Genomic DNA, 26,071 nt, shown 5'->3' on the forward strand with positions numbered 1-26,071 from the left:
GCTCCGGTTGGATGGCACAACGAACGGGGGGCGGCACCGCGCCGCCCCCCGTTCCCATTGTGCAAGCAAGCCGGCGCCGATGCGACGCCGCGGCCGGTGTCGGCCCGGCTCATCAGGCCACCTGGCGCGGCACCGGGCTCGGCAGCGAGGCCTGCGCCGGCAGCGCGAACAGCTCTTCGGGCAGCGCGCCGAACAGGTGCGCCAGTTGCTGCAGGAAGGCGCCCATCGCCGAGCTGCGCCGCCACAGCATGGCGATGCGTCGGCTCGGCCCGCCGTCGGGTGCGAACGGCAGCAGGCGCAGGTTCGGCGGATTGGCCACCGGCGGCTGCACCGCCAGCAGCGGCAACAGGGTCACGCCGACGTTGGCGGCGACCATCTGCCGCAGCGTTTCCAGGCTGGTGGCCTGGAACTCGGCTTTCTCCAGCGCGCCGGACAGGTGGCAGACGTCCAGCGCCTGGTCGCGCAGGCAGTGCCCGTCCTCGAGCAGCAGCAGGCGCTGCGCGTGCAGTTCGTCCATGGTCAGCGGCGTCGGCCGCCGCGCCAGCGGATGCTGCTCGGGCACCGCCAGCACGAACGGTTCCTCGAACAGGAATTCGGCGTGCAATTGCTCGTCGTGCAGCGGCAACGCCAGCAGCGCCGCGTCCAGCCGGCCTTCGCGCAGGCGGGTCAGCAGCACGTCGCTCTTCTCCTCGATCAGCAGCAGTTCCAACTGTGGGAAGCGCTCGCGGATGCGCGGAATCACGTGCGGCAGCAGGTACGGGCCGAGCGTGGGAAAGATGCCCAGGCGCACGGTGCCGGCTTCCGGATCCTGGCTGCGCCGCGCCGCCTCCTTCATCTGCTCGATCTCGGCGACGATGCCGCGCGCGCGGCTGGCCGCCTCGCGCCCGGCCGGGGTCAGCATGACCTTGCGCGGGGCGCGTTCGACCAGCGGCACGCCCAGTTCGTCCTCGAGCTTCTTGATCTGCGTGGACAGCGTCGGCTGGCTGACGAAGCATGCCGCGGCGGCGCGCCCGAAATGCTTGTGATCGGCCAGCGCCACCAGGTACTTCAGATCACGCAGGTTCATCGGCGGATTCCTTGAGACGCAGTGGCGGGAGGTGACGCGGAGTCACAGCATAGAGCGTGTGACGCACATGACGGCGAGACAGATGGGGCGTGCGCGGTGCGGGCCGCACGCCCTGGTCCCGCGCCGGCAGCGCGGCGCGGGACAGGTCAGGCCGCTTCGGCCACGCTGCCGCTGGCGACCGGTGCGCTGTGGCGGATCAGGTGGTCGAACGCGCTCAGCGCCGCCTTGGAGCCTTCGCCCATGGCGATGATGATCTGCTTGTACGGCACCGTGGTCACGTCGCCGGCGGCGAACACGCCCGGCAGCGAGGTCTGGCCACGGTCGTCGACCACGATCTCGCCGCGCGGCGACAGCGCCACCGTGCCCTGCAGCCATTCGGTGTTCGGCAACAGCCCGATCTGCACGAAGATGCCTTCCAGGGCCAGGCGATGCACATCGCCGCCGACGCGGTCCTTGTACACCAGGCCGGTGACCTTCTGACCGTCGCCCAGCACCTCGGTGCTCTGCGCGTTGACCAGGATGTCGACGTTGCCCAGGCTGCGCAGCTTGCGCTGCAGCACTTCGTCGGCGCGCAGCTTGCTGTCGAACTCGACCAGGGTGACGTGGCTGACGATGCCGGCCAGGTCGATCGCCGCTTCCACGCCGGAGTTGCCGCCGCCGATCACCGCCACGCGCTTGCCCTTGAACAGCGGGCCGTCGCAGTGCGGGCAGTAGGCCACGCCCTTGTTGCGGTACTGATCTTCGCCGGGCACGTTCATCTGCCGCCAGCGCGCGCCGGTGGACAGGATCACCGTGCGGCTCTTCAGCGAGGCGCCGTTGGCCAGCCTGACCTCGACCAGGCCGTCGGCCCCGGCCGGCACCAGCTGTTCGGCGCGCTGCAGGTTCATGATGTCCACGTCGTACTGGCGCACGTGCTGCTCGAGTGCCGCGGCCATCTTCGGGCCTTCGGTCTCCTGCACGGAGATGAAGTTCTCGATCGCCATGGTGTCCAGCACCTGGCCGCCGAAGCGCTCGGCCGCCACGCCGGTGCGGATGCCCTTGCGCGCGGCGTAGATCGCCGCCGCCGCGCCGGCCGGGCCACCGCCGACCACCAGCACGTCGAACGGCGCCTTGGCCGCGATCGCCGCCGCATCGCGCTTGGCCGCGCCGGTGTCGAGCTTGGCCACGATCTGCTCCAGGGTCATGCGGCCCTGGTCGAACACTTCGCCGTTGAGGTAGACGGTGGGCACCGACATGATCTGCCGCGCCTCGACCTCGTCCTGGAACAGTGCGCCGTCGATCGCCACGTGCTGGATGTTCGGGTTCAGCACCGCGGCCAGGTTCAGCGCCTGCACCACGTCCGGGCAGTTCTGGCAGGACAGCGAGAAATAGGTTTCGAAGCGGTACTCGCCGGGCAGGTTGCGCACCTGCTCGATCAGCTCGGCGGTGGCCTTGGACGGGTGGCCGCCGACCTGCAGCAGCGCCAGCACCAGCGAGGTGAACTCGTGGCCCATCGGCAGGCCGGCGAAACGCAGGTGGATGTCGTGGCCGGGGCTGTTCAGCGCGAACGAGGGCGCGCGCTCGCCGCTGTCGCGGTGCACGTCCAGGGTGATCTTGTCCGACAGCAGCACCAGGTCTTCGAGCAGGTCGAGCATCTCGCGCGACTTGGCGCCATCGTCCACCGATGCGGTGATGTGGATGGGCCGGACGACCCGCTCCAGGTAGGCCTTCAACTGGGTTTTCAGATCGGCATCCAACATGGCGGACTCCTGACGTTGGGCAAAGCGAGGGGAAAGCGAGCTGCCAAGACAGCGCGCTGCGAAGAGGGGAGGAGGGATGAACCGCAGCCGGCGCCGGCGGACGATGCCGGCTGCGGTTCACCCCCACCCCCGCCGCGAGGCGGAGATGGGAGCGAGGGCGGCTTAGATCTTGCCGACCAGGTCCAGCGACGGCTTCAGGGTCTTCTCGCCTTCCTTCCACTTGGCCGGGCACACCTCGCCCGGGTGGGAGGCGACGAACTGCGCGGCCTTGAGCTTGCGCAGGGTCTCGGTGACGTCGCGGGCGATCGCGTTGTCGTGGATCTCGAGGGTCTTGATCACGCCTTCCGGGTTGATCACGAAGGTGCCACGCAGGGCCAGGCCTTCTTCCTCGATGTGCACGCCGAAGGCGCGGGTCAGCTGGTGGGTCGGGTCGCCGACCAGCGGGAACTGGGCCTTGCCCACCGCCGGCGAGGTCTCGTGCCACACCTTGTGCGAGAAATGGGTGTCGGTGGTGACGATGTAGACCTCGGCGCCGATCTTCTGGAACTCGGCGTAATGCTCGGCGGCGTCTTCCACTTCGGTCGGGCAGTTGAAGGTGAAGGCGGCCGGCATGAAGATCAGCACCGACCACTTGCCCTTCAGATCCGCGTCGGTGACTTCGATGAATTCGCCGTTGCGATAGGCGTTGGCCTTGAACGGCTGGACCTGGGTGTTGATCAAAGACGACATGGAGTTTCCTCGTGGTTGCAATAGGGGTCGGGGGATGGAACGAGACTCATGATAGGGGGCGCCGATAGATTCCTCAAATCGATTGATGGAATTGAATAGATAGGTTTCTTCTATCGTTTCCCAAGCCTGGCTCTTTGCTGCACTGCCGCGCGATGGCGTCAGCCGCCCTTGGCGCATGGGCGTCGGTCCGTTCTACCACGTTGGCTTTTCCGTACTCGCTGCGTCATCGTGACACCGATGAATGCGCCTACTCCCGAGTCCCTGCTGCGCACGGCCTGCACCCAGGTCGAGCGTGCCGATGCCGAAATCCTGTTGCTCCATGCCTTGCAGCGCGACCGCGCGTGGCTATTCGCGCATGCCCGCGAGCCGCTGGCCGAGGATGTGGTGGATGGCTTCCAGGCGCTGCTGGCCCGGCGTGTCCAGGGCGAGCCGGTGGCCTACCTGACCGGCCGGCGTGGCTTCTGGACCCTGGACCTGGCGGTCGGACCGGCCACGCTGATCCCGCGCGCGGACACCGAGTGGCTGGTGGAACTGGCGCTGGAGCGGCTGGATGGGGCGCCGGACCGCCGCGTCGCCGACCTCGGCACCGGCAGCGGCGCGATCGCCCTGGCCCTGGCCAGCGAGCGGCCGCAGGCGCAGGTGACGGCCACCGACCTCAGTGCGGCCGCCCTGGCGGTGGCGCAGGCCAATGCGCACGCGCACGGCCTGGGCAACGTCACCTTCGCTCACGGCCCCTGGCTGGCGCCGCTGGCCGGCCAGCGCTTCGATCTGATCGCCAGCAACCCGCCATACATCGCCGCCGACGACCCGCATCTGCAGCAGGGCGACCTGCGCTACGAACCGGCCAGCGCGCTGGCCTCCGGCCCCGATGGCCTGGACGACCTGCGCCGGATCGTCGCCGACGCACCGGCGCATCTGCTGCCCGGCGGCTGGCTGCTGCTGGAACACGGCTGGGACCAGGGCCCGGCGGTCCGCGCGCTGCTGGATGCGGCCGGCTTCGTGGAGGTGGCGACCCATCAGGACCTGGAAGCGCGCGACCGGGTCACGCTGGGGCAGTGGCCGCAGGATTGAGCGCGCGCGGCCGTCCTGGCGCACCTGTCGCGCGATGCCGCGGCCCGCGTCGGCACGCATCTGCACCGGCATGCCGCGGCCCGCGACCCCGCCGCGGCGCCGGCGCTGGGTAGAATCGCGGTTTTCCTGCAGGAGTCGCCATGCGCACGCTGTATCCCGAGATCGAGCCGTTCGACAGCGGCATGTTGCCGGTGGACGCACGCCATACTCTGTCCTACGAACAGTGCGGCAACCCGCAGGGAAAGCCGGTGGTGCTGCTGCATGGCGGCCCGGGCGGCGGCTGCAACGCCAAGATGCGCCGCTTCCACGACCCTGCCAAGTACCGCATCGTGCTGTTCGATCAGCGCGGCTCCGGCCGCTCCACGCCGCATGCCGACCTGGTCGACAACACCACCTGGGACCTGGTTGCCGACATCGAGCGGCTGCGCGCCCACCTGGGCATCGACCGTTGGCAGGTGTTCGGCGGCAGTTGGGGGTCGACCCTGGCGCTGGCCTACGCGCAGACGCATCCGGAGCGTGTGACCGAACTGGTGCTGCGCGGCATCTTCATGCTGCGCCGTTGGGAACTGGAGTGGTTCTACCAGGAGGGCGCCAGCCGCCTGTTCCCCGATGCCTGGGAGCATTACGTCTCCGCGATCCCACCGGTGGAGCGCGCCGACCTGATCTCCGCCTTCCACCGGCGCCTGACCAGCGACGACGAGGCCACCCGCCTGGCCGCGGCCAAGGCCTGGAGCGTGTGGGAAGGGGCGACCAGCTTCCTGCACGTGGATCCCGACTTCGTCGACAGCCATGAGGACCCGCACTTCGCGCTGGCCTTCGCCCGCATCGAGAACCACTACTTCGTCAACGGCGGCTTCTTCGAAGTCGAGGATCAGTTGCTGCGCGACGCGCACCGCATCGCCGACATCCCCGGGGTGATCGTGCACGGCCGCTACGACGTGGTCTGCCCGCTGGCTAACGCCTGGGACCTGGCCAAGGCCTGGCCGAAGGCGACGCTGCAGATCACGCCGGCCTCCGGCCATTCCGCGTTCGAGCCAGAGAACGTCGATGCGCTGGTGCGCGCCACCGACGGTTTCGCCTGAGCCGCGCGTCTGTGTAGCGCGTTCATGCCGGGGCGACGCTAGGCACGGTGGCGCCGTCCGCGGCGCGTCGTGGTTTCGCCTCAGCAGGCCAAGGCGCTGCCGGGTTCGCATCCGGCGGCCGCGACGTCTCCGGTCGGCGCGGGCCGCGCGCCGAGCTGGTCCTGCGTGGTCTGCTCGGTCCACACCACGAACGATTCGAGGACGTTGTCGCCGAAGGTGGTGCTGATCGCCACGTCGGCGGCGTCGCGGCCGCGCGCGATCAGCACGCGGCCGATGCGCGGCACGTTGTGGCGCGCATCGAAGGTGTACCAGCGCCCGTCGAGGAAGGCCTCGAACCAGCCGGAAAAGTCCATCGGTGCGTCCGAGACCGGCACGCCGATGTCGCCCAGATAGCCGGTGCAGTAGCGCGCCGGAATGTTCATGCAGCGGCATAGCGCGATGGCCGCATGTGCGAAGTCGCGGCACACGCCACGCCCTTCCTGCAACGCCTGCGCGGCACTCTTGGTGGCGCAGGCGTGGGCGTAGCCGAATTCGATCTGCGCATGCACGTAGTCGCAGATCGCCTGCACCCGCGCCCAGCCGGGCGGCGTGCCGCCGAACAGCTCCCAGGCCATGCCGCTGAGCAGGTCGGTCTCGCAGTAGCGGCTGCCGAGCAGGTACACCAGGGCAGCGTCGGGCAACTGCTCCACCGGCAACTGCGCAGCGCCGGGGTGCCACGCGTCCGGCAGGCCGCTGTCGCGCACCACCGCATCGGCGTGCAGGGTCAGGCCGCCGGCGGGCGCGTGCAGGCGCGTGCAGCGGTTGCCGAAGCCATCGCGATAGGTGTGCAACGGGGTCGCCGGCACGCTGTGCAAGGCGGTGGCGGCGACGATGTCGTCGCGGCGGCTGTCGTGGATGTCCAGCATCGCCAGCATCGGTGTCGCCTGCGCGAAGCGGTAGCGGATCTCGTAGCCGAGGCGGATGAGCATGGGGCGTCCGGTGCGGGGAGGGTTTCCGGCGCGGACCGGTCCAGCCCGAGCGTGCGCAGGCCGCGCTCAGCTTGGCGTGAAGGCAGGCGGCAGCCGATTCAGCATGCTGAGCGGCGCGACGGCCGGTGCATGCCGGATGGCCGCAGTGACGACGGCCGGTGTGGACCGCGGTGCAACGAGCGGCAGGCCCTGCGCCGCAGTGTCTGCAACGCATCGCGCTGATCGTTGCGAAAACGCTGACGCACCCTTGTTCGTCTTTTACGACCGAGCGAGGCACGTTGCGTAGATCGGTAGGAGCGGCTTCAGCCGCGACGGCTTTCCCTATAAGACCCGGTCGCGGCTGAAGCGCTCCTGCAGATGCGCTTGCCGTGGTGATGGGCGCCGTTCCAGCGCGGCGGCCCAGATTGGCGCTGGACTGCGCCGGCATCGCCGCTGGCGGCGCGCGCCGGCTTTCTCGCTTGCGCCTGGCGCTCAGCCCAGCGCCAGCAACTGCGGCTGCAATGCGGTGAAGATCCGCGCCAGCCGCTGCGCCCAGGCCTGCTGGCCGGCGGCGTCGGCGATCAGGTCCTGGCGGATCTCCAGTTCCACATGCGCCAGACCGCGGCCTTCGCCATGCACGGGCACCGCGTAGTCGCTGCTGTCGCTGACCGCATATGGCGCGTTGTCGCCGACCAGCAGGTCGTCTTCCGCGCGCAGCGCCTGCAGCAGGGCGTGGGCGAAGCGGGTGTCGCGGTGATACAGCACGCCGGCATGCCAGGGCCGCGGCACGCCGTCCATCGCCGGGGTGAAGCTGTGCATCATCACCAGCACGGTGGGCCGGGCGGCGACGCGGCGCGCGTCCAGTTCGGCGACGATGCGTGCGTGGTAGGGCGCATGCACGGCATCGATGCGCTGCTGCCGCTGCGCCGCCGTGAGAGCGGCGTTGCCCGGTACCACGGTGCGGTCGCTGACGGACGGGATCAGCGTCGGCGAGGCCAGCGGTCGGTTGCAGTCGATCAGCAGCCGCGAATAGGTCTGTTCGATCGCCCAGGCGTCGAGCAGCGCGGACAGCGCGCGGGTGGTGCCGGCGATACCGATGTCCCAGCCGATGTGCCGGTCCAGTTCCGCCTGCGCCAGGCCCAGGCCGTGCAGCGCGCGTGGCACCGCCTGCCCGGCGTGGTCGGCCAGCAGCACGAACGGCGAGGTGCCGTCCGCGTTGTGGACAGTGAAGACCGCAGGATCGTCCGTTCCCAGCAGCGGCGGCAGGTCGGACGCGTGCGGCTCAGACACGTGGCGTGCCGTCCAAGTGGTGTTCGATCATCCACAGGCCCGCCCACAGCTTTGCGTCCAGTGCGTAGCCTTCGCCCATCTTCTGCACCAGCCACGCGGCGGCGCGCGTGCGCGGCACCGAATGCACGGTGATGTCCTCGCTGGCGTCGCCACCGCCGTTGCCGACCTTGCGCAGCCCGCTGGCGCGGACGAAAGCGATCTTCTCGTTGCTGGCGCCGGCCGAGGTCGGGCCGATCAGCAGCACTTCGGCGTGGTCGGCGGTCCAGCCGGTTTCCTCTTCCAGTTCGCGCACCGCCGACACTTCGATCGATTCGCCGGCATCGATATCGCCGACCAGCCCGGCCGGCATCTCGATGGTGCGCGCCTGCAGCGGCACGCGGAACTGTTCGACGAACAGCACCTCGTCGCCCGGCGTGACCGCGACGATGATCGCGGCCAGGCCGCCGGCATGCACGCGCTCGGAATACTCCCAGGTGCCGCGCACGACCATGCGCTGGTACTTGCCTTCGTAGACGACGCGGGGCGGGGAATCGTGGCGGGGCATGGGCAGCTCGCAGGTAGCGGAGAAAGAAGGCGCGGTCGCGCGCGGCGCGGTCCGGCGATGCGGTGCAGTGTAGAGCGTGCGATGTACTTTTGATGTGCGCCAGGCGGCCCGCGGTTTGGGTGGGCGCTACGCCTGGGCGCCGTCGCGCGGTTTGCGCTGGCGTCGGCCACGGCAGGCCGTGCACAGTCGACGCATCGCGCCTCGACGAGCGCACCCGTTGCGACCGGCAGCGCTGCCGGCTCGCAGCGGCGAGGGCGGCGCTCAGCCGGTCGCCAACTCCAGGCCGGCGGCCTGCAGCAGCCGGCGCCGGGTCAGCGGCCCGAAGCGCAGCGCCTCGCACAGGCCGTGCAGCATGTCGGCATCGGCCACGCCGCGGGCGAACCCCGGCGCGGCGGTGTGCAGCGGCGCGTCCAGGGCGATGGTGGTCAGCTGTCGCCACAGCAGCGCGTGCTCGCGCTGTTCGCGCAGGCGCACCGCCATCTGCGCGGCGCCGCGCAGGCGCAGGAATGCCACTTCGTCGACCCGCGCCAGCAGCGTGTCCAGGTCGCCGAAATGCGCCAGCAGGATCGCCGCCGACTTGGCGCCGATGCCGGTGACGCCGGGAATGTTGTCGATCGCATCGCCGGTCAGCGCCAGGTAGTCGGCGATCTGGTGCGCATGCACGCCGTGGCGCGCCTTGACCCCGGCCGCACCCCAGCGCTGGCCGCGGCCGTAGTCCCACTGTTCGTCGAACTCCAGCAGCAACTGCGACAGGTCCTTGTCGGCGGAGACGATCACGCCGTGGAAGCCGTCGCCGCGCGCACGGTGCAGGGCGCTGCCGATCAGGTCGTCGGCCTCGTAATCGTGGTGCGCCAGTAAGCTCAGGCCCAGGGCCGCGCACAGCGCCTTGCAGTGCGCGAACTGGCGGCGCAGCGCATCCGGCGCCGGCGCGCGGTTGGCCTTGTAGGCGGCGTACAGGCGATGCCGGAAGCAGCTGTCCAGCGCTTCGTCGAAGGCGATCACGATGTGTTGCGGGCGTTCGCGCTCGAGCAGGTCGAGCAGGAAGCGGGCGAAACCATGTACCGCATTGGTCGGCCAGCCTTGCGCGTCCTGGAACTCGTCCGGGATCGAATGCCAGGCGCGGAACACATACAGACTGGCGTCGACCAGGTACAGCGGCCGCGACAGGGGCAGCCCTGCGTTCACGGCGTCCAGTCGCTGAGCAACGCACGCGGATCCGGCCGCTCGCGCTCGGGCGCGTCGAGGCGGGCGGTGCCGATGTGGATGAAGCCGGCGACGTGCTCGTGCTCGGCCAGGCCCAGTCGTGCGGTCACCGTTTCGTCATACGCCATCCAGCCGGTCAGCCACTGCGCGCCGAAGCCGTAGGCCTGCGCTGCCTGCAGCAGCGCGAAGCACACCGAACCGGCGGTCAGCCACTGTTCGATTTCCGGCACCTTGTGCCCGCGCTGCAGGCAGGCGATCACCGCGATCACCACCGGCGCATGCGCGAAGCGTTCGCGGTCCTTCTCCACCGCCGCCGGCGCGGCACCGGGGTCGCGCTGCAGGGTGCGCGCGGCGAGGATGTCGCCCAGCGCCAGGCGCGCCGGGCCGGCGATGCGCAGGAAGCGGAACGGCACCAGCTTTCCGTGATCGGGGACACGCACGGCCGATTGCAGCATGGCCAACAGCGTGTCCGCATCCGGTCCGGGCTCGCCGAGCTGCTTGGATGGCACCGAACGGCGTGCATCCAACGCTTGCAGCGAATGAATTGTGCGCATAGTCTCGATTCCGTGGGACGGGCGCGAAATTATAGTCGGGCGCTCGCAGGCGGCAGCGGATGCCGCGGTTACACGGACAATCACCTTGCGTTGCTGATCTGCCGCTAGCTTCCGAATTGACGTCGGTCTCACTGCTGCCTGCGTATCACACTGCCATGACCCTTGCTGAATACGCTGAAGAGTTGTCGCCCAGCCGCAACGCGGATCTGCTCGAGCAGGTCCGGGATGTGGTGTCGGTTCCGCTCGCCGGCGCGTTTGGCGAGGTGCTGGACGTGCTCGCCGAGGCGCTGTTCCGCATGGCCGAGCGCGCCGGCCCGACCCAGAACGACTATTTCGAGGCGATCCAGCTGCTGCGCCAGCAGCGCGAACCGATCGCCGCGCGTTTCCGTGCGCACCTGGCCCAGGCCTGGCAGGCGCTGGAAGCCGGCCGCCCGCTGTCGGTGGAGCGCAGCCTGGCGCGCGAGCGCGGCGACCTCAGCCTGGTCTCGGAACAGGAACTGGACGTGCGCCTGGCGGTGCGCAACCTGGCCGGGGCGATCCAGCACCGCTGGCGGCCCGAGCTGATGCGGCTGAACCGTTTCCTCGGCTTCATCGCCGGCGGCCAGCGCATCGATGCCGACAACAATCCGTTCGGCCCCGAGCACGTGGGTGCGGCGGTGTACGCGGCGCTGCACGGGCTGGTGCTGGCGCCGCAGGTGCAGCTGGCGATCGTCAAGATCTGCGAGCAGGAACTGCAGGAGCGCGTCGGCGAACTGTATGCGCAACTGGAGCAGCGCCTGAACGAGGTCGCGCGCGCCCGCGCGCTGCCGAGCGGACGCCCGCGCCGCCGGGCCATCCCGCGCCTGGGCGCGAGCGAGGACGAGGCGGCGCCGGACTGGATCAGCCGCTTCTTCGAGAACTGGGAAACCGCCGCACCGCTGTCGGCGGCGCAACGCCGTGCCGCGCGCGCACTGGACGCGCATGCGCGCAACGAGCAGGAGGTGCTGCCGCCGGCGTTGCGCGCGCTGCTGCACGAGGCGCAGCCGGACCCGGCGCCCGGCGATGGCCGGCGCTGCCTGTCGCCACGCGAGCTGCTGTCGGTGCTGTCGCTGCTGCAGACCATGCCGCTGGCCGGATTCGCCGCCGTCTGCGAGCACGGCGGCCCATCGGCGCAGGGTCTGCGCCGACAGATCGCCGGCGTCGGCGCCTCGCTCGGTCTGGACCCGGCGAGCACCTGCCTGGACCCGGCCGATGCGGACACGCTGGACCTGGTCGGCCTGCTGTTCGATGTGATGCTCGAGGAGTGCGTGCTGCAGCCGGCGCAGCGCGAACTGCTGGGCCAGATGCTGGTGCCGATGGCCAAGGTGGCCCTGATCGACGGGCGCCTGTTCGTGCGCGACGGACATCCGGCGCGGCGCCTGCTCAACCTGCTGGCCGACGCCTGCGACGGCAATGCCGGCAGCACCGGCCCGGAGCAGGCGCTGCTGGCGCAGGCACAGGCGGTGGTGGAGCGGGTGGTGCGCGATTTCGACGAGCACCTGGCCGTGTTCCTGGCGCTGGAAGCCGAATTCGGCAGCGCCTACGAGCAGTACCGGCGCCGGGTGGAGATCGCCGAACGCCGCGCGGCCGAATTGCAGCGGGCCGAAGAGCGCCGCGAGGTCGCCCGCCAGCGCGCCGCGCAGGCCGTGCACGAACTGCTGCAGCAGGCCGGCGACGACTTGACCCTGCCGCCGCCGATCGAGGCCTTCCTGCGCCAGTCCTGGTGCCAGTACGTGCAGCAGTCGGCCCTGCGCGACGATGGCCAGGGCAGTGCGCTCGCCGCGGCGCTGGCGCTGGGTGACGCGGTGCTGGCGCAGTGCCGCCAGGCCCAGACCGGCGCGGCGCCGGCAGAAGGCTGGTTGCGGCCGCAACACGCCGAGCTGACCCGGCTGTGGACCAGTGTCGGCCTGGACGCGGCGGCGGCCGAGGCTGCCTGGCAGTCCCTGCATACGGCGCTGGACGATCTGGCGCATGCGCGGCCGCTGCAGGCCGCGGCGCCCGTGACCAGCGTCGAAACGCCGGAGCCGCCTGCCGGCGAGACGGTGCCGGCGCTGCCGGAGCCGGCCCAGCCCACCGATTTCGACCACATCACCGCCGATTATTTCCGCACCCTGCCGCTGGGCACCTGGCTGGACTTCGTCGATCGCGAAGGTCGCGTGCAGCCCGGCAAGCTGACCTGGGTCAGTCCGATCTCGGCGCGGCTGCTGTTCGTCAACCGCCGCGGCGGGCGGCTGTGCGTCGCCTCGGCCGAGGCGCTGGCGGTGATGGCGCGGCTGGACCGGCTGCGCCTGCACCGCGACGACGATGCCTTCTACAGCGCCATGCAGGGCGTGGTCGACCGCCTGGAACGGGTGGCGGTCGCGGCCTGAGCGTGTGCGTATTCAGGCCGCGCTGCACGCGGGGTTACGCCGCCACGCACTACGATTCTGCTCGGGGTCACGTTCTGGAGCGAGAAATGCGTAGCCCATCACGGTCCATATTCAGCTACCTTGCCTACCATGCAGGAGCGGAAACAGGGGCCGCGTCTGTTCGTTCTCCACCACTCTCTTATCTGGCGCCGTCCATGGCGCGGAGCCGTCGCGCATGAGTTTCAGCCCCAGCCCGCACGCACACCCGGCGCGTGACCCGCGCCTGTTGACGCAGGCGCGCGAGGGCATGCTGCCGGTGCTGGGCCAGGCTTTTGCCGAGGCGCTGGCGCATTTCGACGACGTGCTGTTCGACCGCGCCGAGAGCGCCGGCGCGTCGCAGTTGCTGTTCCTGGACGGCATGCGCGAACTGCGGCGCCGCCGCGACGAGATCGCCGCGCGCTTCCGTGCACAGCTGCACACCGCCTGGGAGGCGCTGGAGGCCGGTGCGCCGCTGTCGGCCGAGGTCGCCCTGGCCGGCTATGGGCAAGGCCTGAGCCTGATCTCCGAACACGAGCTGGAATCGCGGCTGGCGGTGCGCAACCTGGCCAGCGTGCTGTTGCGCGAGTGGAAGCCGGTGCTGACCCGCATCGACCGCCGCCTGGGCTGGATCGCCGGCGGCTTGGGACTGGACGCGGACACCAACCCCGTCGGCCCCGAACACATCGGCGTGGCCGTGCATGCCGCGTTCTCCACCAGCGACCTGGCCCCGGAAGTGCGGCTGGTGCTGATCAAGCTGTGCGAGCGCGATTTCACTGCCGGGGTCGGCAAGCTCTACCAGGACCTCGACGACAGCCTCGCCCAGGCCGGAGTGATGCCGGAGATCTCGCGGCCACGCACGCCGCCGCCGCGCCGCGCGCCGCCGCCGCCGGAGCCGCGCGCGCCGCGCGAGGCCGGCTCTGCAGCCGATGCCGGCATCGGTGCCGAGCTCGGCGAGGACGAAGAACATTACGCGCCGGCCTGGGCCAACCGCTTCGTCAATCGCTGGGCCGAGCGCCGCGGCAGCCTGCAGGCCGGCGAGCGCTACGACGACGGCGAGGCGCGCCTGCCCGGCGGCAGCCAGGGCGTGTTGCTGGAGGCGCTGCACGAATTGCTGCAGCAGACCCGCAACGCGCGCGAAAGCGCCACCTCCGCGGCGACCGCGGCGGTCGGCCAGCAACGGCCGCTGAGCCAGCGCGAGATGATGTCGGTGCTGTCGCTGCTGCAGGCCACGCCCAGCGCCACGCTGCGCGCGGCGATCGGCGACGACAGCGAGTCGCTGGCGCAGCGGCTCAAGAGCGAGGTGCTGTCCAACGCCACCCAGTTCGGCGTGGACCCGGCGCATGCGCGGCTGGATCCGGTCGACGAGGACGCGATCGACCTGGTCGGCATGCTGTTCGACGTGATGCTCGACGAGCGCGACCTGGAGGGCCGTTCGCGCGAACTGATCGGCCGGCTGGTGGTGCCGTTCGTCAAGGTCGCGCTGCTGGACCGGCGCATGTTCGTGCAGAAGACCCATCCGGCGCGGCGCCTGCTCAATTCCCTGGCCGAGGCCTGCGAGGGCAATACCGGCGAAAGCCAGGCCGAGCGCGTGCTGATGGGCAAGGTCGAGGAGATCATCGACCGGCTGGTGGCCGACTTCAACGAGAACCTGGCGATCTTCCTGACCCTGGAAGAGGAGTTCCGCGATTTCCTGGCGCAGCACCGCCGCCGCATCGAGATCGCCGAGCGCCGCGCCGCCGAGACCCAGCGCGGCCAGGAGAAGCTGGAACTGGCGCGGCAGCGCGCCGAGGCCGAATTGCAGCTGCGCCTGCAGGGCCGGCAATTGCCGCAGGCGCTGCAGGACTTCCTGCGCCAGCCGTGGCAGCACCACCTGACCATGGCGATGCTGCGCGAAGGCGAGGGCGGCCCCGGCGTGCGCGATGCGCTTGCGCTGGCCGACGGCCTGCTCGAGGAAGCCGCCGAGGCGCAGCGGCACATCGTCGGCAAGCCCTGGCTGCAGGCCTGGCAGGGGGCGCTGCAGCGGGTCTTCGCCAGCGTCGGCCTGCATGCCGTGGCGGCCACGGCGGCGATCGATGCGCTGCACGACACGCTGCAGGCGGTAGCCGAACTGCGTCCGGAGCTGGAGCGGCCGCTGCCGGAACTGCCGCAGGTGGCGCTGCCGCAGCCGCCGGTGCAGGAGGCGCAACCGGTGGAGGTGGCGCCGCCGCAGACCATGGACGATTTCGACAACGCCGATGCCGACCGCTTTCGCGCGATGCCCATCGGCACCTGGCTGGATTTCGTCGACCGCGACGGCAAGATGCAGGCCGGCAAGCTGTCGTGGGTGAGTCCGATCTCCTCGCGGCTGTTGTTCGTCAACCGGCGCGGCGTGCGCTTCTGCGTGGCCTCGCCGGAAGAACTGGCGGTGATGGTGCGGTTGGGCCGGCTGCGCGCGCACGTCGACGACGGCGCCTTCGACAGCGCCATGCAGGGCGTCATCGACCGCCTGGATCCGCATAGCGCGACCTTGCACTGAGGGCACCGCCGCGGCGCGCGCGATCGCTGCCGTGGCGTTGCACGTGTCACGTGTTGCTCGGCTGCCGGTATCGGCGCCGTCAGCGCATCACTCACGACGCGTTTTTGGCGGCTGTTAGTCGATCTGCCATCGCGACTGTAGGAGCGGCTTCAGCCGCGACGGGCGTTCCCGATAACCTCTTCGAATGGAACCGCTCCTATCCGTGCGCCTTGCCTAGCGATGGGAGGCATCAACCGCAATCGGGTTTCCTCGCGCTGCCGTTCGCGGCTGAAGCCGCTCCTACACTCGACCCGCGTCGGCAATTTGCACTCGGGGTTGCGCGTTTTCCTTGCGAGCAGCGTCCTTCCCGACTCGGCCATGCGCCTGGCCGCATCGGCCCAGAACGCTCCTTCGCCGACGCGGCGCGCGGCGGGCGCCCTCGCGTTCGCGTCGCCCTCGCGCTTGGCCAACGACGCCGCTTGCTGGGCGGTCCGCCTCCACCTGGCGTGCAGACCCTGTAGCATCGGCGCGGACGACGGGCAAGGCACGGGGAATCGCATGGCAGTGCAGGTGCTGGTGGTGAAGGAATCGGCGCAGGGCGAACGCCGCGTGGCGGCCACGCCGGAGACGGTCAAGAAACTGGTCGCCCTGGGCGCGCAGGTGCAGGTCGAGCCGCAGGCCGGGGTCTCGGCCGGGTTCGTCGATGACGCGTATCTGGCCGCAGGCGCACAGCTGGCCGATGCGCAGAGCCCGGCGCAGGCGGATCTGGTGCTGTGCGTGCAGCCGCTGCCGGCGGTGGCGCTGGAGCAGCTCAAGGAGGGCGCCGGCGTGGTCGGCATCCTGCAGCCGCAGGCCGATCCGGCGCGCGCGGCGGCGCTGCAGGCGCGGCAGCTGGTCGCCTTCCCGCTGGAACGGTTGCCACGCACCACCCGCGCGCAGGCGATGGACGTGCTCAGTTCGCAGGCCGGCATGGCCGGCTACAAGGCGACCCTGATCGCCGCGCAGCTGGCGCCGCGCTTCTTCCCGATGCTGACCACCGCGGCGGGCACCATCCGCCCCTCCAAGGTGCTGATCGTCGGCGCCGGCGTGGCCGGCCTGCAGGCCATCGCCACCGCCAAGCGCCTGGGTGCACAGGTGGAAGGCTTCGACGTGCGCCCGGAAACCCGCGAGCAGATCGAATCGCTGGGCGGCAAGTTCCTCGACCTCGGAGTCAGCGCGTCGGGCGAGGGCGGCTATGCGCGGCAACTCACCGACGACGAACGCGCGGAGCAGCAGCGTCGGCTCGCCGAGCACCTGAAGGGCATCGACGTGGTGGTGTGCACCGCCGCGGTGCCGGGGCGGCCGGCACCGAAGATCCTCAGTGCGGCGATGGTCGCCGGCATGAAACCGGGCAGCGTGGTGGTCGACCTGGCCGCCGAGACCGGCGGCAACTGCGAACTGACCCGGCCGGGCGAAACCATCGAACACGTCGGCGTGACCATTGCCGGGCCGCTGGACTTGGCCAGCATGGGCGCGGTGCATGCCAGCGAGATGTACGCGCGCAACGTCTACAACTTCGTGGCCCTGTTCCTGAAGGATGGCGCGATCGCCTACGACTGGAACGACGAGTTGCTGGCGAAGACGCGCTGGACGGGGTGAGCGCGGACGCGACGGTCGGGCGTTAGCGGTTTCGGCGCGGATCTTGTCTCGCCGCGATCCCGCGCCTCGAGCTTGGTAGTGATGCGGCGCACGGGAACCGTACGCACCATGTCGACGTGGCCGATGTGCGCTTCTTGCGCGCCGAGGAAAGTACACCGTGGTGGTCAGTGGCCAGGGAGAGTTCCTCATCCGGACGCCGATTGCGGAGTTGCGCGCGCAGCTCGACCCCGCGCACTTCTGGCAGGTGCACCGTTCCACGCTGATCAATATCGCCTGGCTGGATGGCACGCGTCGCAACGAGGCCTGCCGCCTGTTCCTGCGCATGCGCGGGTACAGCGGCGAGCTGCCGGTGAGCCGGGCCTACGTCCACTTGTTCAAGGCGATGTAGGCCTGGGCCAGTGAGCGCGTCGCCCAGCGCCTCGCGATCTGCTTGCTCATGTAGGAGTGGCTTCAGCCGCGACGGGCGTTCCCGGTAACGCCCGTCGCGGCTGAAGCCGCTCCTACAGGGTGTCGCTGCGGCCGCTGGACGCCATTGCGTGGCACACGGCGAGGCGCCGTGCGCCATGCGCATCACGCTTCGACCGGTGCCGCCGTCCGCTTACCTGGAAGACTCCGGCAGTGGCCGGTCGTCCGGGCCGGCATTGGCACGGATCCAGGCGGCGCGTTGCGCCGGCGTCATCGCTTCCCAGCGGTCGCGCAGCGCCTTGCGCTGGTCCGGCGGCAGCGCGCGCATGCGGTCGAACAGCACGCGCGCCTCCTCGCGCTGCTGCGGGGTCATGTCTTCGTAGCGGCGAGCGCCCTTGCGCGCGCGGTCGCGCTGCTCCGGGGTCATCGACTGCCAACGCTGCGCATGCTCGAACATGCGCTGGCGTTGTTGCGGGGCATCGTTCCAGCGTTGGCGCAGGGGCGCGATCAGCAACTCGCGCTGTTGCGGGCTCAGATGCTCCCAGTCGGGCAGCGGTGGGCCGGTATCGTCGTCGCGGTCGGCCGCATTCGGCGGCGGCGGCCCGGGCGGCGGCGCGGCGAACACGGCCGGGGCGGCGCTGCCGGCCAGCAGCGCCAGGGCCAGGGAGAGACGGATCAGGCGAGTCATCGGGTTCATTCCATTGCCAGCGAGGTATCGGAGCCCAGCCACAGGTACAGGTCGGGATTTTCGTCCAGCATCGCGGTTGCGGCCTGGTCGGTGTCTGCACCCGCGCCGGCGCGCGCCGACGTGGTTGTGGCCGCAGTCGTGCCGGCAGCGACGCTGGCGGTGCTGGTCGGTACCGACGGTGCCGGGCGCAGCAGCAGGTGCACGCCCAACGCTGCACCGAGCAACGCCGGCACCGCCGCCAGCAGCCAGCCCCAGCGGCGGCCCGGCGCCGTGTGCGTCCGGCTGGCCTGCTGGCGCGCGGCGCGCAGCCGCGCCAGGGTCGACGCCGGCAGGGCCTGTAAACCGGTCTGGTGGACGGCACGCAGGCGCGCGTCGAAGTTCGCGGAGCGGGTGGAATCGGATGTCATCGGACGTCCTCCAGATGTTTCTGCAGCGCCTCGCGGGCGCGCGACAGATGGGTTTTCACCGAGCCTTCCGAGCAGCCCATCGCGCGTGCGGTGGTGGCCACGTCCAGCTCTTCCAGCACGCGCAGGGTGAAGGCCTCGCGCTGCCGCGCCGGCAGCGCGCGCAGCGCCGTCACCAGCCGCGCATGGGTCTGCCGGCGTTCGTGCTGCTCGGACGGATTGGGGCCGTCGTCGGCCCAGTCCGGCGGGCTGTCCGCCTCGCGTTCGCTGGTCGGCGCCCAGAAGCGCAGGCGGAAGTTGCGGCGGCGCTGCAGGTCGATGATGCGCCGGCGCAGGATGCTCCAGAACAGCGGTGTCCATTCCTGCGCCGGGCGCTCGCGGTAGGCTAGCAGCTTGATCATCGCGTCCTGCACCGCATCCAGCGCGTCTTCGCGCTGGCGCAGGCCGGCTTCGGCGAAGCGGAACGCGCGCGGTCCGATCTCGGCCAGGAACGCGTCCAGCGACGCCGGTAGTGGGCGCTGCGCGGTGTCGGCATCGGTCGACGGTGGTGCGAGGGCGGGCGTGCTCACCAGCACAGCTTAGCTTCCTGGCAGGGGGATACCGTGGTTAACGCGCCGCGGCGGCCGCGGTTGACCGGTCGGGCTCCGCGGGCCCGGTGGAATGGCACGGTGGCATCGCACAGCGGTTCAGCAGGCGGTTATGATGCGGCGGACGGGCGCGGCGCCCGGGAGAACGGTGCGATGAGCGACGGGTTCGTGGCCTTGTACATCTTCATGCTGGCGGCCATTGCCGGGCATGTGATCATCTCGCGGGTGCCGGTGATCCTGCACACCCCGCTGATGTCCGGTTCCAACTTCATCCACGGCATCGTCCTGATCGGCGCGATGGTGGTACTGGGTCATGCCGACACCACCCTGGAAAAAGCCATCGGCTTCGTCGCGGTGCTGCTCGGCGCCGGCAACGCCGCCGGCGGCTACGTGGTGACCGAGCGCATGCTGGACATGTTCAAGTCCAGCAAGCCGGACGCCGCCAAGACCAAGGCGAAGGATTGAATGCGCGATACCCGCGCATCGTCGCGGCGCTGGTCGCCGCCGTCCTGCTCGCGCTGCTGCTCGGCATCGCGCCGGGCGTTCTCTCCCACTTGCTGCCGCTCGGGCAGATGTCCTTCTTCGGAGCACGCCTGCTGATGGAACTGTTGCCGATCCTGATCAAGAGCAGCTACCTGGTCGCCGCCACCCTGTTCCTGCTCGGCCTGCAGCGCATGGCCTCGCCCAGGACCGCGCGCAGCGGCATCCGCTGGGCGGGTTTCGGCATGCTCTTGGCGACCGCCGCCACCTTCCTGCTGCCGGGCCTGCACAACCTGCCGCTGATCGTGCTGGCGATCGCGCTCGGCACCGCCGCGGCGTGGATTTCGGCCAAGAAGGTGGCGATCACCGATATGCCGCAGATGGTCGCGCTGTACAACGGCATGGGCGGCGGCTCGGCGGCGGCGATCGGCGCGGTGGAACTGCTGCGCTTCTCGTTCCTGATGCGTCGCGACACCACGCACTGGAGCGAGGCCGCGATCGCCGCGCTGGCCGCGCGCCAGCCGGATGCGACCACGCTGGCGCTGGCGGTGATCGGCTCGGCGATCGGTGCGGTGTCGCTGTCCGGCTCGATCATCGCCTGGGCCAAGCTCGACGGCCGCCTGGACAAGCGCGTCACCTTCCCCGCGCAGCAGGCGTTCAACCTGCTGGTGTGCGTGGCGATGCTGGGCGTGGGCGCCTGGGCGGCGATCAGCCTGAGTCCGCTGGCGATCGTGCTCTTCTTCGTGCTGGCGCTGGCCCTGGGCGTGCTGATGACGCTGCCGATCGGCGGTGCCGACATGCCGGTGGTGATCTCGTTGTACAACGCGTTCACCGGCCTGGCGGTGGCATTCGAGGGCTACGTGCTCGGCAACGAGGCGCTGATCATCGCCGGCATGATGGTCGGCGCGGCCGGCATCCTGTTGACCCGGTTGATGGCCAAGGCGATGAACCGGCCGATCCGCGGCGTGCTGTTCTCCAACTTCGGCGGCGGTGGCCAGGCGCAGGCGATCGCCGGCAGCCAGAAGCCGATCGAGGCCGGCGACGTGGCGGCGATGATGGCCTACGCCGAGCGCGTGGTGATCGTGCCGGGCTATGGCATGGCGGTGGCGCAGGCGCAGCACAAGATCTGGGAGCTGGCGCAGCGGCTGATCGAGCGCGGGGTCAAGGTCAAGTTCGCGATCCACCCGGTGGCCGGGCGCATGCCCGGGCACATGAACGTGCTGCTGGCCGAGGCCGGCGTGCCCTACGACCTGATCGCCGACATGGACGACATCAACCCCGAGTTCGCCAGCACCGACGTGTCGCTGGTGATCGGCGCCAACGACGTGGTCAACCCGGTCGCCAAGACCGACCCGGCCAGCCCGATCTACGGCATGCCGATCCTGGATGTGGTCAATTCCAGGAACGTCATCGTCATCAAGCGCGGCAAGGGCACCGGCTTCGCCGGCATCGAGAACGCGCTGTTCTACGCGGACAACACGCGCATGCTCTATGGCGATGGCGCCGAGGCGGCCGGCGCCCTGGTCAGCGAGCTGAAGGCGCTGGACGGTGGCGGGCACTGAGTGCCGCGGGCGTGACAGTGGGGCAGGGGCGGCGCTCTGGGACCTCCGGCTGTCGCGCTCAAGCAAGCCTCGGACAGCGATAGCAGGTGCGTTCCTAGGAGTCGTAGGAGCGGCTTTAGCCGCGAGGGGCGTTACCGGTAATGCCCCTCGCGGCTAAAGCCGCTCCTACGCAAGCAACGTCATGCGGCGAAAGCAGGGGGGTGGGAGGTGACCTGACGTCGCGGGCACAGCCGGCTTGTTCTCCCGTCTCCCGGCACGCGTGGCGTCTGCCACGGCCGCCTCAGCGCGCGCTGAAATACGCCGTGGCCACGCCGATGCCCAGCCACAGCAGATCGCCGGGACTGTTGGCCAGCAGGGTCAGGGTCCAGGCGTAGTGGGCGCCCATCTTCAGCGACGAATCCCAGACGTTCAGGCCCAGCCCCGCGCCCATCTGCGCGGCGGCGATGCCCCAGTTGGCGGCGACGATCACCAGCACCGTGGCGATCATCGCCACTGCGATGCGCAGCGGGCCGCGTGGCAGGTTGCCCAGGCGCAGCATCCAGGCGATCTCCAGCGCCACCACCACGGCCATCCAGCCGGCCTGGCGGCCCAGCGACAGCGCCACCAGCAACCAGGCGATCAGTGCGGTGAAACAGCCCATGGCGAGCAGCAGGGGCCACAGCCAGTGCGAGGGCCTGGCCGGCGTGGAGGAAGGCGGCATTCGATGTTCCCGGAGAAGGCGTACAGGATACTTCCGGCGCGCGCCCCGCGCACTCGGATAAACTGCACGACTTGCACCGGCGGGGCCTGTCCCCATATCGCCCCCATGTACTCACGCAGCAGCGAACCTGTCCAATTCGAACGCGATTGCGCCGCGGTGATGGTGCCGCAGGGCGACGCGGTGACGCTGCCCGCCGGCAGCTATGGCTACATCACCCAGGCGCTGGGCGGCAGCTACACGGTATTCGTGGAGGGCAACCTGTTCCGCATCGCCGGCAAGGACGGCGACGCCATCGGCAAGGAGCCGCCACCCGGGCTGGAACTGCCCGAGGACGCCGGCGACGAGCAGGTCGAAGCCCTGATCTGGCAGCAGTTGCGCACCTGCTTCGACCCCGAGATCCCGTTCAACATCGTCGATCTCGGCCTGATCTACGACGTGACCATGCACGCGCGCGAGGATGGCCAGCGTACCGTCGAGGTCAAGATGACCCTGACCGCGCCGGGCTGCGGCATGGGCGAGATCCTGGTCGACGACGTGCGCAGCAAGCTGGAGATGATCCCGACCATCGCCGAGGCCGACGTCGAGCTGGTGTTCGATCCGCCGTGGGGCCGGCATATGATGTCCGAGGCCGCGCGCCTGGAAACCGGCATGCTCTGAACCCGCCCGCGACGCCTCGCGCGTCGTGCCGGAGTCCGATCGGGCGTCGCCGCTGCCGTCGCCACGACGCCGCGGCCTGGCCATCCCTCGACTACCACAGGAATTCCCGGTGTCCGCTACCGAGCCGTCCACGCAGTTCCGCCTGACCCCGTCCACCACCGCGCGCAGCGCCGAGGCGCGCGCGCAGATCCTCGCCGCGCCGGGCTTCGGCAACTACTTCACCGACCACATGGTCGCCATCGAATGGAGCCGCGAGCAGGGCTGGCACGACGCCGAAGTGCGCGCCTACGGTCCGCTGGCGCTGGATCCGGCCGCCTCGGTGCTGCACTACGGCCAGGAGATCTTCGAAGGCATCAAGGCCTACCGCCATGCCGATGGTTCGATCTGGACCTTCCGCCCGGAGGCCAACGGCAAGCGCCTGCAGCGCTCGGCGCAGCGCTTGGCGCTGCCGGAGCTGCCGGTGGAGCTGTTCGTGGAATCGCTGCGGCAACTGATCGCGGTGGATGCGGCGTGGGTGCCGTCGGCGCCGGAGACCAGCCTGTATTTCCGTCCGTTCATGATCGCCAACGAGGCGTTCCTGGGCGTGCGCGCCGCGCAGAAGGCCGGCTACTACGTCATCGCCAGCCCGGCCGGTGCCTATTTCGCCAAGGGCGTGGCGCCGGTGGCGATCTGGCTGTCCACCGACTACGCACGTGCCGCCAAGGGCGGCACCGGCGCGGCCAAGTGCGGCGGCAACTACGCCGCCTCGCTGCTGCCTCAGCAGCAGGCGCAGGCGCATGGCTGCTCGCAGGTGCTGTTCCTCGACCCGGTCGAGGGCAAGTACATCGAGGAACTGGGCGGCATGAACGTGTTCCTGGTGATGCGCGACGGCAGCCTGGTCACCCCGGCGCTGTCGGGCAGCATCCTGGAAGGCATCACCCGCGACAGCATCCTGCAACTGGCCCGCGACCGCGGCATGCAGGTGGTGGAGCGGCAGGTCGGCATCGACGAGTGGCGCGACGGCGTGGCCTCGGGCGAGATCGCCGAGGTGTTCGCCTGTGGCACCGCCGCGGTGGTGACCCCGATCGGCCAGCTCAAGGGCAAGGACTTCGCCGTCGGCGACCTGACCGCCCCGGCTGGCCCGGTGACGCTGTCGCTGCGCCAGGAGCTGACCGACATCCAGTATGGTCGCGTGGCCGACCGCCACGGCTGGCTGGTGCGGCTGGGCTGAGCCAAACGCCCAACGCCCAACGCCGGGGCGGCTGTCGGCCGCCCTGGCGAATGGACCTCATGCCCCCGGGGCGCATGGTCCGATGATGGCGTCAGCCATCGCATTCGGCGTCCGCGCCGGTGCGCCGCGGCGTGTGATGCGTCGCCGCCGCCTCCGTGCCGCGCCTTCCGCACCTCTCCGGGAGTCCGCTCCCTGGACATTTCGTGTCCATCCCGATGTGGCGCCGTGCTGCAGACCATCTCTGTCGTCTGTATCCGATGTCTCCTTTTCTTGTCCCGTGTGTCGCGCGGGAGCCAAAAAGCTGCCCCTGTTTTGCCAACTTTGGCGTTTTGCCATGCTGCGATGCAACAAAAACGAGGTGCAGTTCTCTTTGTGACATCGATGTTCATTGCATTTCATCGTTTTGTACAACGGATTTCCGTCACACCCTGCTCCATACGCGGTTGTACTGAGCTAGGTTCGATGAATGGTCGGCAACGCGTGGGTCGACCGGGCTCGCAATGCACGCCGGATTCAGGTTGAGGCCGAATCGGTGCGGCGCGGAACACCGCCATCCAGGCGGCTACTCAACCGAAAGGAAGTCCGAATGTCCGAAATGTCGCATCGTGGTTCGCGCCAGCGTCCGTGGCTGGTGGTGCTGGGCGCCTCCGCTCTCACCTCGCTGCTGCTGGCCACCCCAGCCTTCGCCGGTGACGTGAACCTCTCAGGCCTGTCTTCCGAACCGACCGTGCAGCGCTTCATCGTCAAGACCCGTGACGCCGCGCCGGTCAGCATCTCCAGCGCTTCCGCCGCCGCTGCGGCGCCCTCGGCGACACTGCGCGCGACGCTGCAATCGGCCGCCGCCGCCATGCCGGCCAAGAACGGCCGCGCGCTCGGCCTGACCAGCCTGCGCCGCCTGGCGGTGGGGCCGGAAGTGGTCAAGGCCAGCCGTCCGCTGGACCGCGCCGAGGCCGAGACGCTGATGCGGCAGATCGCCGCCGACCCGAACGTCGAATACGTCGAGGTCGACCAGCGCATGACCATCGCGCTGACCCCGAACGATCCGCGCCTGGGCGACCAGTGGGCGTTCGGCACCACCAACGCCGGCATCAACGTGCGTTCGGCCTGGGACAAGGCCACCGGCGACGGCGTGGTCGTGGCCGTGATCGACACCGGCATCACCAGCCATCCCGATCTCAACGCCAACGTCCTGCAAGGCTACGACTTCATCAGCGATGCGGATTCCGCGCGCGACGGCAACGGCCGCGACAGCAACCCGGCCGACGAAGGCGACTGGGCCGCCGCCGGCGAGTGCTACTCCGGCTCGCCTGCCTCGAATTCCAGCTGGCACGGCACCCATGTGGCCGGCACCATCGCCGCGGTCACCAACAACGGCACCGGCGTCGCCGGCACCGCGTTCAAGGCCAAGATCCTGCCGGTGCGCGTGCTCGGCAAGTGCGGCGGCTACACCTCCGACATCGCCGATGCGATCACCTGGGCCTCCGGCGGCACCGTCAGTGGCGTGCCGGCCAACCAGAACCCGGCCGAAGTGATCAACATGTCGCTGGGCGGCAGCGGCACCTGCTCGAGCACCTACCAGAACGCCATCAACGGTGCGGTCAGCCGTGGCACCACGGTGGTGGTCGCGGCGGGCAACAGCTCGACCAACGTGTCCAGCTCGGTGCCGGCCAACTGCAACAACGTGATCGCGGTGGCGGCCACCACGTCCTCGCGGGCCAAGGCCAGCTACTCGAACTACGGCGCGGGCATCGACATCTCCGCGCCGGGCTCGAACATCCTGTCCACGCTCAACGACGGCACCACCACCCCGGGCAACCCGAGCTATGCCTCGTACAACGGCACCTCGATGGCGACCCCGCACGTGGCCGGCGTGGTCGCGCTGATGCAGTCGGTGGCGCCGACCGCGCTGACCCCGGCGCAGGTGGAAAGCACCATCAAGAACACCGCCGCCAGCTTCTCCTGCTCGCAGGGCTGCGGCGCCGGCCTGCTCGATGCCAACGCAGCGGTCACCGCGGCGCAGAGCGGCAGCAGCGGTGGCGGCGGCGGCGGTGGTGGCAGCAGCAACGAGCTGCAGGACGGCGTGGCGGTCACCAACCTCAGCGCCAACAGCGGCTCCTCGCTGAACTACACGGTCAAGGTGCCGTCCGGTGCCAGCAGCCTGGTGGTCACCACCTCCGGCGGCAGCGGCGATGCCGACCTGTACGTGCGTTTCGGCAGCGCGCCGACCGATTCGGCCTACGACTGCCGTCCGTACAAGAACGGCAACAACGAGAGCTGCACCTTCAACTCCCCGCAGGCCGGCACCTACTACGTGCGGGTGAAGGCGTACAGCACGTTCTCCGGGCTCAGCCTGAAGGCCGACTACTGAGGCACTCCGTCGCGGCGGCCGCGTGATGGCCGCCGCGCACCTCCCGGTGCCGGATCGCAGCGGTCGGCCAGGACGATGCCGATGCTGCCACTCTCGGTCGCCCCGCGCTTCGGCGCGGGGCTTTTTTTTGCTGGCAGTGCATGCGCTGTCGCGGGGCGCGCCATGGCGCTACGCCTGCCGGCCATCGCGGTGATTGTCGCGCGGATCAGGTCGATGGCACGACTGCGTGGAGCTTGGTACCCGCCACT

Annotated in this window: 22 protein-coding genes and 1 pseudogene; 11 read left to right on the forward strand and 12 right to left on the reverse strand. The window is 70.1% G+C overall.

The window, feature by feature from the left end:
• Positions 1 to 112: 112 nt before the first annotated feature.
• From GGR71_RS10535 to ahpC, 3 genes are all read right to left on the reverse strand, one after another.
• Positions 113 to 1,066, reverse strand: a complete 954-nt coding sequence (locus tag GGR71_RS10535; protein WP_160959140.1) for a LysR substrate-binding domain-containing protein — start codon at positions 1,064 to 1,066, stop codon at positions 113 to 115.
• 146 nt (positions 1,067 to 1,212) lie between these two features.
• Positions 1,213 to 2,805 (reverse strand): alkyl hydroperoxide reductase subunit F, encoded by a 1,593-nt coding sequence (gene ahpF / locus GGR71_RS10540; protein ID WP_160959142.1) that lies wholly within the window; start codon positions 2,803 to 2,805, stop codon positions 1,213 to 1,215.
• Between the two features lie 162 nt (positions 2,806 to 2,967).
• Positions 2,968 to 3,534, reverse strand: a complete 567-nt coding sequence (gene ahpC / locus GGR71_RS10545) for an alkyl hydroperoxide reductase subunit C (RefSeq protein ID WP_010341941.1) — start codon at positions 3,532 to 3,534, stop codon at positions 2,968 to 2,970.
• Positions 3,535 to 3,771: 237 nt separating this feature from the next.
• On the opposite strand from ahpC, the gene prmC reads away from it, so the two are divergent.
• Both prmC and pip read left to right on the forward strand, forming a co-directional pair.
• A complete protein-coding gene (gene prmC, locus GGR71_RS10550) occupies positions 3,772 to 4,605 on the forward strand; it encodes a peptide chain release factor N(5)-glutamine methyltransferase (protein ID WP_184451902.1) in 834 nt (277 codons plus the stop codon).
• A gap of 140 nt (positions 4,606 to 4,745) precedes the next feature.
• Positions 4,746 to 5,687, forward strand: coding sequence for a prolyl aminopeptidase (pip, locus tag GGR71_RS10555; protein WP_160959148.1), 942 nt, complete (start codon positions 4,746 to 4,748; stop codon positions 5,685 to 5,687).
• 80 nt (positions 5,688 to 5,767) lie between these two features.
• Here the strand turns inward: pip and GGR71_RS10560 are convergent, their stop codons facing one another.
• From GGR71_RS10560 to GGR71_RS10580, 5 genes are all read right to left on the reverse strand, one after another.
• Positions 5,768 to 6,655 carry a transglutaminase-like domain-containing protein gene (locus GGR71_RS10560; protein ID WP_160959151.1) on the reverse strand — a complete coding sequence of 296 codons (888 nt, stop codon included), beginning with the start codon at positions 6,653 to 6,655 and terminating at the stop codon, positions 5,768 to 5,770.
• A gap of 471 nt (positions 6,656 to 7,126) precedes the next feature.
• On the reverse strand, positions 7,127 to 7,900 hold the full coding sequence (locus GGR71_RS10565) for an N-formylglutamate amidohydrolase (RefSeq protein WP_160959395.1): 774 nt from the start codon (positions 7,898 to 7,900) through the stop codon (positions 7,127 to 7,129).
• A gap of 16 nt (positions 7,901 to 7,916) precedes the next feature.
• Entirely contained in the window at positions 7,917 to 8,468 is a 552-nt protein-coding gene (locus GGR71_RS10570) for an NUDIX hydrolase (RefSeq protein WP_160959154.1), read from the reverse strand.
• 261 nt (positions 8,469 to 8,729) lie between these two features.
• Positions 8,730 to 9,653: a 5'-3' exonuclease H3TH domain-containing protein gene (locus GGR71_RS10575; RefSeq protein WP_160959157.1), complete on the reverse strand. Its 924-nt coding sequence runs from the start codon at positions 9,651 to 9,653 to the stop codon at positions 8,730 to 8,732.
• Positions 9,650 to 10,225, reverse strand: a complete 576-nt coding sequence (locus tag GGR71_RS10580) for a nitroreductase family protein (RefSeq protein WP_048490018.1) — start codon at positions 10,223 to 10,225, stop codon at positions 9,650 to 9,652. Before GGR71_RS10580 ends, GGR71_RS10575 begins: the two co-directional genes overlap by 4 nt.
• 155 nt (positions 10,226 to 10,380) lie before the next feature.
• Here GGR71_RS10580 and GGR71_RS10585 point away from each other — a divergent pair, with 155 nt between their 5' ends.
• From GGR71_RS10585 to GGR71_RS10600, 4 genes and pseudogenes are all read left to right on the forward strand, one after another.
• Positions 10,381 to 12,612 carry a DUF1631 family protein gene (locus GGR71_RS10585; RefSeq protein WP_160959159.1) on the forward strand — a complete coding sequence of 744 codons (2,232 nt, stop codon included), beginning with the start codon at positions 10,381 to 10,383 and terminating at the stop codon, positions 12,610 to 12,612.
• Between the two features lie 214 nt (positions 12,613 to 12,826).
• Complete coding sequence (locus tag GGR71_RS10590; RefSeq protein ID WP_184451904.1) at positions 12,827 to 15,145, forward strand: DUF1631 domain-containing protein; 2,319 nt, start codon at positions 12,827 to 12,829, stop codon at positions 15,143 to 15,145.
• Positions 15,146 to 15,682: 537 nt separating this feature from the next.
• Positions 15,683 to 16,762 (forward strand): NAD(P) transhydrogenase subunit alpha, encoded by a 1,080-nt coding sequence (locus GGR71_RS10595; RefSeq protein ID WP_160959165.1) that lies wholly within the window; start codon positions 15,683 to 15,685, stop codon positions 16,760 to 16,762.
• 148 nt (positions 16,763 to 16,910) lie between these two features.
• Positions 16,911 to 17,150: pseudogene (locus GGR71_RS10600) on the forward strand (LytTR family DNA-binding domain-containing protein); the annotation flags it as partial.
• Between the two features lie 210 nt (positions 17,151 to 17,360).
• Here GGR71_RS10600 and GGR71_RS10605 read toward each other — a convergent pair.
• Genes GGR71_RS10605 through GGR71_RS10615 form a run of 3 tightly spaced genes read right to left on the reverse strand, consistent with a single transcriptional unit; the run spans position 17,361 to position 18,834 of the window.
• The gene (locus GGR71_RS10605; protein ID WP_184451906.1) at positions 17,361 to 17,855 is read right to left on the reverse strand and encodes a DUF3106 domain-containing protein; all 495 of its coding nucleotides are present in this window, start codon (positions 17,853 to 17,855) and stop codon (positions 17,361 to 17,363) included.
• Between the two features lie 5 nt (positions 17,856 to 17,860).
• Complete coding sequence (locus GGR71_RS10610; RefSeq protein ID WP_160959170.1) at positions 17,861 to 18,262, reverse strand: hypothetical protein; 402 nt, start codon at positions 18,260 to 18,262, stop codon at positions 17,861 to 17,863.
• Positions 18,259 to 18,834 (reverse strand): RNA polymerase sigma factor, encoded by a 576-nt coding sequence (locus tag GGR71_RS10615; RefSeq protein ID WP_048490024.1) that lies wholly within the window; start codon positions 18,832 to 18,834, stop codon positions 18,259 to 18,261. Before GGR71_RS10615 ends, GGR71_RS10610 begins: the two co-directional genes overlap by 4 nt.
• A gap of 165 nt (positions 18,835 to 18,999) precedes the next feature.
• Between GGR71_RS10615 and GGR71_RS10620 the strand changes: the two genes are divergently transcribed.
• Entirely contained in the window at positions 19,000 to 19,311 is a 312-nt protein-coding gene (locus tag GGR71_RS10620) for an NAD(P) transhydrogenase subunit alpha (protein WP_010341238.1), read from the forward strand.
• 134 nt (positions 19,312 to 19,445) lie between these two features.
• A complete protein-coding gene (locus GGR71_RS10625; protein WP_456362611.1) occupies positions 19,446 to 20,888 on the forward strand; it encodes an NAD(P)(+) transhydrogenase (Re/Si-specific) subunit beta in 1,443 nt (480 codons plus the stop codon).
• 280 nt (positions 20,889 to 21,168) lie between these two features.
• On the opposite strand, the gene GGR71_RS10630 is transcribed toward GGR71_RS10625, so the two are convergent.
• Positions 21,169 to 21,588 (reverse strand): hypothetical protein, encoded by a 420-nt coding sequence (locus tag GGR71_RS10630; protein ID WP_160959172.1) that lies wholly within the window; start codon positions 21,586 to 21,588, stop codon positions 21,169 to 21,171.
• Between the two features lie 105 nt (positions 21,589 to 21,693).
• On the opposite strand from GGR71_RS10630, the gene sufT reads away from it, so the two are divergent.
• From sufT to GGR71_RS10645, 3 genes are all read left to right on the forward strand, one after another.
• Complete coding sequence (gene sufT, locus GGR71_RS10635) at positions 21,694 to 22,245, forward strand: putative Fe-S cluster assembly protein SufT (protein WP_017909071.1); 552 nt, start codon at positions 21,694 to 21,696, stop codon at positions 22,243 to 22,245.
• Between the two features lie 109 nt (positions 22,246 to 22,354).
• Positions 22,355 to 23,455, forward strand: a complete 1,101-nt coding sequence (locus tag GGR71_RS10640) for a branched-chain amino acid aminotransferase (RefSeq protein ID WP_160959175.1) — start codon at positions 22,355 to 22,357, stop codon at positions 23,453 to 23,455.
• Between the two features lie 595 nt (positions 23,456 to 24,050).
• A complete protein-coding gene (locus GGR71_RS10645; protein WP_160959400.1) occupies positions 24,051 to 25,823 on the forward strand; it encodes a S8 family peptidase in 1,773 nt (590 codons plus the stop codon).
• Positions 25,824 to 26,071: the final 248 nt, after the last annotated feature.

The sequence above is a fragment of the Xanthomonas sp. F1 genome, from assembly GCF_014199855.1.